The organism is Curtobacterium sp. MCBA15_005 (genome assembly GCF_001864855.1).
Lineage (GTDB): Bacteria > Actinomycetota > Actinomycetes > Actinomycetales > Microbacteriaceae > Curtobacterium > Curtobacterium flaccumfaciens.
The window spans coordinates 12,389-17,741 of record NZ_MJGL01000013.1; the positions used below are offsets into that span (position 1 = coordinate 12,389).

Sequence of the window (5,353 nt, forward strand, 5' to 3'; positions counted from 1 at the left end):
GCTGGGGCTGGGGCTGGGGCGGTTGATGGTGGTCTGGTCGACGCGGAACGACACTGTCGATGTCGTACGACGTCGACAGTGTCGTTCCGCGTCAGCGGGCGGTGGCGTCCCGGGTCAGCGGAGCGTGCTGGTCCGGCCGCGCGCCGCGAGCAGTGCCACGACGGCCACCACGGCGGCGGCGAGCATCACGATCGCCAGCGGCGCCGCGGTGTCCGAGCCGCCGATGCTGACGAGCGGGGACACGAGCGCCGCGAGCCCGAACTGCAGGGCACCGAGCACGGCCGAGGCGCTGCCGGCGGCCGACGGCACGGCACCGAGGGCGAGTGCCGTGGCGTTGCCGAGCACCAGACCGAGCGAACCGACCGCGGTGAACAGCGGCACGGCGAGCCAGATGACCGGCGCCCCGGAGATGACGAGCAGCGCGAATGCCACGGTCGACGCGAGCACCAGCACGATGCCGAGCGACAGCACGCCCGTCACCGAACGGGTCGCGGTGAGCTTGGCGGACAGGATGCTGACGCCCATGAGCGCCAGGGCGTTCAGCCCGAAGGCCAGGCCGTAGCCGACCGTGCCGAAGCCGATCATGTCCTGGTACAGGAACGGCGACGCGGAGATGTAGGCCATCATCACGGCGAACGCGAAGCCGAACACCGCCGTGTAGCCGAGGAACGTGCGGGAGCGCAGGGCACGCAGGGCCGAGCCGGAGCCACGGCGTTCCGCACGCAGGGCGTCGCGGTGTTCCTTCAGGTGGGTCTCGCGGATCACGGCGAGGACCGCGATGAGCATGACGACCGACAGGCCGAGCACGATCGAGAGCAGGCCGCGCCAGCCGATCGGACCGGTGAGCAGGCCGCCGAGCAGCGGTGCGACGACCGGGGCGACCCCGCCGACGATCATCATGAGCGAGAACGCGCGGGCGGCGGACTTGCCGGTGGCCAGGTCGGAGATGACCGCACGGCTGATCACCATGCCGGCCGCACCGCCGAGGCCCTGCAGCAGGCGGGCCGCGATGAGCACGCCGATGTTCGGCGCGAGCACCGCGGCGATGCTGGCGAGCACGCACACCGCGGCACCGGCGATGAGCGGCGGCACGCGGCCGAATCGGTCGGACAGCGGACCGAACACGAGCTGGCCCGCGGTCACGCCCACCAGGAACGCGGTGAGGGTGAGCTGGACGGCGGTGGCGCTCGCCCCGAGCTCGGTGGTCATCTGCGGGAACGCCGGCAGGTACAGGTCGGTGGCGAAGGGGGCGACGGCGCTGAGCAGGCCGAGCACCAGGAGCAGCGCGGTCGTGATGCCCTGCTGCTTGGTCGTGGGTGTCGCGATCGTCGCGCGGATGGTTCCGGTGTCCGTGGTCATTGTTATGAAAGCATAACTCATCGCCGGAGATCGGTACAGTACGGTCATGCACTCCGCCGTGTCCGACCACGTCCTCGCCGAGTTCGCGGACGTCCTGCTCCGGATCGCGCGTGACATCGATCCACACGGCTCCGAGACCCTCGACATCGTGCCGCTGACCGGCACCGAAGCGCTCGTGATGCGCTGGATCAACCGCAACCCCGGCACCTCGCCCAGTGCCACCGCCGAGGCGACCGCCCTGCAGCGCAGCAACCTCAGCGTCGCACTCCGGTCGCTCGTGGCGAAGGGCATGGTCGAGCGGCGCCAGGACCCGGCGGACGCCCGGACCGTGCAGCTGCACTCGACCGCCCTGGCCCAGGAGAGCGTGGACCGGCTCTACCGGCACTGGTCCGGCAAGCTCCGGACGGCCCTCGGCGGCGACGAACGAGGTGCGGTCGAGGCGCTGGAGCTGTTGCAGCGGATCGACGACGGGCTCCGCGCGGGCTAGGCGACAGCGTCCTCGGCGGCGGCGGCGGCGGCTGCGTCGTTGTCGGCGGCGTCGTCCGCCGCCTCGTCCTGGATCGGCAGCAGGCGACGCGCGCCGTGCCCCTCGTCGCCCAGGGTGTCGCCCGGGTTCACGACCGAACACGCTCCCAGCGAGACGCACCCGCAGCCGATGCACTGCGTCATCTCCTGCTGCAGGCGCTCGAGCTCGAGCTGGCGGGCCCGCAGCCGTGCGCGCCACCGTCCGTTCAACCGGTTCCAGTCGCGCAGCGAGGGCATGCGGTCCGCGGGCAGCGCTTCGAACTGCTCGGCGACCTCGCTGAGCGGGATGCCGAGGCGTTTGGCCACCTGGATGATCGCGATCCGCCGTTCGACGTGCCGCGGGTACATCCGCGTGCCGCCGTCGGTTCGCTCCGGGTGGATCAGGCCCTTGCGCTCGTAGAAGTGCAGGGCCGACGCGGCGACGCCCGTGCGGCGGACGATCTCGCCGATGGGCAGCAGGTCGGTCGGCCGCGGTGCCTGGATCTCGACCATGGTGGAGATCCTACTGCTGGAAGGACTCCCAGAGCAGGAACCCGGTGAACAGCACGAACGGCGTGCAGGCGACCACGTTGAGCCAGCGGTGCTCGACGATCACCGCGGCGAACTCCCGCAGGAACGCACTCGGTACGTAGTACGCCGCCGTGCGCGCGCCGACGACCTGGGCGGGCAGATCGAGGCGGCGGGCCAGGGTCGCCGCCCGCAGCACGTGGTAGTTGTTCGTGACCACGACCATCTGGCCGTCCCGACCGGCGGCCGTCTGCACGTCCCGCGAGAACCGGAGGTTCTCGCGGGTGTTCCGCGACGCGGTCTCCGCGACGACGTCGTCCGCGTCGGCGCCGTGCGCCACCAGGTACTCCGCCATCGCGGTGCCCTCGGGACGGGGTTCGTCGTCGCCCTGTCCGCCGGACGGCACGAGGAGCGGTCGGCGTCCGGCTGCCCGTTCGGCCCGGTAGACGCCGAGCGCGCGGTCGAGCCGACTCTGCAGCAGGGGCGGGACCTCGCCGTGCACGAGCCCGGAGCCGAGGACCACGATCGTGTCGGGGACGATGCCGTGCCGCGTCCGCCCGTAGACCACGGAGTACAGGGCGAACGCGACCAGCGACAGCGCGAAGTACCCGCAGACGAACACCATCAGCACGGCGATCGCGATCTTCGTACCGTCCCACAGCGTGAAGCCCTCGCCGCTGCCCGAGACGAGCAGGGCGATGGCGACCGCCGGCAGCACGAACACCGCCACCCCGGCGGCGAGCGACAGCAGGTTGCCGACGCTGCGCCCCTCGGCCCGGAGCATCTGCAGACCGTTCGCGACCAGGGCGACCCCGAGCACCACGACGGCCAGCGGCACGAGCAGCAGCACCACCGCGACGAGCAGGCTGAACCCGGGGACCACCCTGGTGAGCACGGCCACGACCGTCGCGAGCCCGAACAGCACGGCCGCCGTCAGGAACACCCCGTTGCGGAGCATCCGTGGGTCCCGTCGCCGCCCCAGGACGTACAGCACCAGGAACAGCAGGGCGAAGACGGGAGCGGCGCCCAGCCCGAGCACCGTCAACCGACCGCGCGACGGATCAGGTCGGCCACCCGTGCCTCGTCGGCCTCGGAGAATTCGGGGCTGATCGCCCACGACGTCGGCCAGAACGTGCCGTCGTCGAGCGCGGCCGAGTCCTGGAACCCGAGCGTCGCGTAGCGGGCCTTGAACTTCGCGGCGTCCTGGAAGAAGAACACCGCCTTGCCGTCCCGAGCGTAGGCGGGCATGCCGTACCAGAGCTTCGGCGCGAGCTCGGGCGCGACCTCGAGCGCGATGCGGTGGATGCGCTCCGCCAGCCCCCGGTCCGGCTGGGGCATCTCGGCGATCTTGGCCTCGACCGCAGCGGCGTCGGCCGCTGCCTTCTCGGCCTTGGTGCCCTTCGTGCCGCGGGCGCGCTTGACCTCTGCGGCGTGCTCCTGCATCGCCGCGCGCTCCTCGTCGGTGAAGGTGGTCTCGGTCTTCGTCGTCCGTGCCATCGTCGTCTCCTCGTGGTCTGGTGCACCCATCATGGGTCCGCGAAGCGAAGCGTGCGAGGCCCGGGCCCGATCGAGTGCCAGGCTCGTCCCATGACCTACATCGCCAGTGACGACCGCTACGACTCGATGACGTACCGCCGGACCGGCCGCTCGGGCCTCGACCTGCCGCTGCTCTCCCTGGGGTACTGGCACAACTTCGGGGACGACATGCCCTTCGAGAACCAGCGTGCCATCAGCCGTCGGGCGTTCGACCTCGGGATCACCCACCACGACCTCGCGAACAACTACGGCCCGCCGTACGGTGCCGCCGAGGTGAACTTCGGCCGCCTGATGCGCGAGGACTTCCGGCCCTACCGCGACGAGATGGTCATCTCGACGAAGGCCGGCTGGGACATGTGGCCGGGGCCGTACGGGCAGGGCGGTGGCTCGCGCAAGTACGTGCTCGCCTCGCTCGACCAGTCGCTGCAGCGCACGGGCCTGGACTACGTCGACGTCTTCTACTCGCACCGTCTCGACGCCTCCACCCCGCTCGAGGAGACGATGGGCGCCCTGCACACCGCGGTCCAGCAGGGCAAGGCGCTGTACGTCGGGATCTCGTCGTACGACGCCGAGCGCAGCCGGCAGGCGGCCGAGATCCTCCGCGACCTCGGCACGCCGCTCCTCATCCACCAGCCCTCGTACTCGATGCTCAACCGCTGGATCGAGACCGAGGGGCTGCTCGACGCCGCCGGCGAGCTCGGCTTCGGCGTCATCGGCTTCACCGCGCTGGCGCAGGGGCTGCTGACCGGCAAGTACCTGAACGGTGTGCCCGAGGACTCCCGCGCGGCAGCGGGCAAGTCCCTCGACGCGTCGAGCATCACGCCCGAGGTCGTCGAGCACCTCCGCGCCCTGAATGACGTCGCGGCCGCGCGCGGACAGTCCCTCGCGCAGCTCGCCCTCGCCTGGGCGCTCCGGGACGAGCGGGTGACCTCGCTCGTGATCGGCGCCTCGCGGGTGTCGCAGCTCGAGGACAACGTCGCCGCGCTGTCGAACACCTCGTTCACCGACGAGGAGCTTCGCGTCATCGACGAGCACTCCGTCGGCATCACGGACGTCGACCTGTGGGCGGGAGCCCGCGCGGGCGAGGTCTCCTGACCCGAGCGCCACGCCGCAGCAGTCTCTCGGCCGGTCGCATCTCGTCGCTCGACCGGCCCGCGAGTGGTCTCGACACGTCGCGGGTCGCGTGCCGACCGGTCACGAACTGTCGGCTGGCGGCGCCGCAGGCGACGGTCTACGACCGCACCGCGGGGTGCGGGCGGGGTGTCGTGACCGGTGCGGGGCCGTGGACGCGCGGCGCGGCGGACGGGAGGCCCGGGGCACCCCGCCACGCGCCTCCCGTCCGTCGTCCGGTCGCGTCGTGTCGCGTGGTCGGCCCGCGCCGAGTGGTCGCGACACGTCGCGGGTCGCGTGCCGACCGGTCACGAAC

Annotated in this window: 6 protein-coding genes; 2 read left to right on the forward strand and 4 right to left on the reverse strand. The window is 71.8% G+C overall.

Annotation, left to right across the window (positions count from 1 at the left end; translation table 11 throughout):
• Positions 1-114 precede the first annotated feature (114 nt).
• Positions 115-1,359, reverse strand: a complete 1,245-nt coding sequence (locus BIU89_RS08435; RefSeq protein ID WP_071245804.1) for a multidrug effflux MFS transporter — start codon at positions 1,357-1,359, stop codon at positions 115-117.
• Between the two features lie 46 nt (positions 1,360-1,405).
• Between BIU89_RS08435 and BIU89_RS08440 the strand changes: the two genes are divergently transcribed.
• On the forward strand, positions 1,406-1,846 hold the full coding sequence (locus BIU89_RS08440) for a MarR family winged helix-turn-helix transcriptional regulator (protein ID WP_216852147.1): 441 nt from the start codon (positions 1,406-1,408) through the stop codon (positions 1,844-1,846).
• On the opposite strand, the gene soxR is transcribed toward BIU89_RS08440, so the two are convergent.
• Genes soxR through BIU89_RS08455 form a run of 3 tightly spaced genes read right to left on the reverse strand, consistent with a single transcriptional unit; the run spans position 1,843 to position 3,888 of the window.
• Entirely contained in the window at positions 1,843-2,376 is a 534-nt protein-coding gene (gene soxR / locus BIU89_RS08445; RefSeq protein ID WP_071245806.1) for a redox-sensitive transcriptional activator SoxR, read from the reverse strand. The two genes, BIU89_RS08440 and soxR, sit on opposite strands and share 4 nt — an antisense overlap.
• A gap of 10 nt (positions 2,377-2,386) precedes the next feature.
• Positions 2,387-3,430, reverse strand: coding sequence for a YdcF family protein (locus BIU89_RS08450; RefSeq protein WP_035809656.1), 1,044 nt, complete (start codon positions 3,428-3,430; stop codon positions 2,387-2,389).
• Positions 3,431-3,432: 2 nt separating this feature from the next.
• Positions 3,433-3,888, reverse strand: a complete 456-nt coding sequence (locus BIU89_RS08455) for an iron chaperone (RefSeq protein ID WP_196783353.1) — start codon at positions 3,886-3,888, stop codon at positions 3,433-3,435.
• 90 nt (positions 3,889-3,978) lie between these two features.
• Here BIU89_RS08455 and mgrA point away from each other — a divergent pair, with 90 nt between their 5' ends.
• On the forward strand, positions 3,979-5,022 hold the full coding sequence (gene mgrA / locus BIU89_RS08460) for an L-glyceraldehyde 3-phosphate reductase (protein WP_071245810.1): 1,044 nt from the start codon (positions 3,979-3,981) through the stop codon (positions 5,020-5,022).
• Positions 5,023-5,353: the final 331 nt, after the last annotated feature.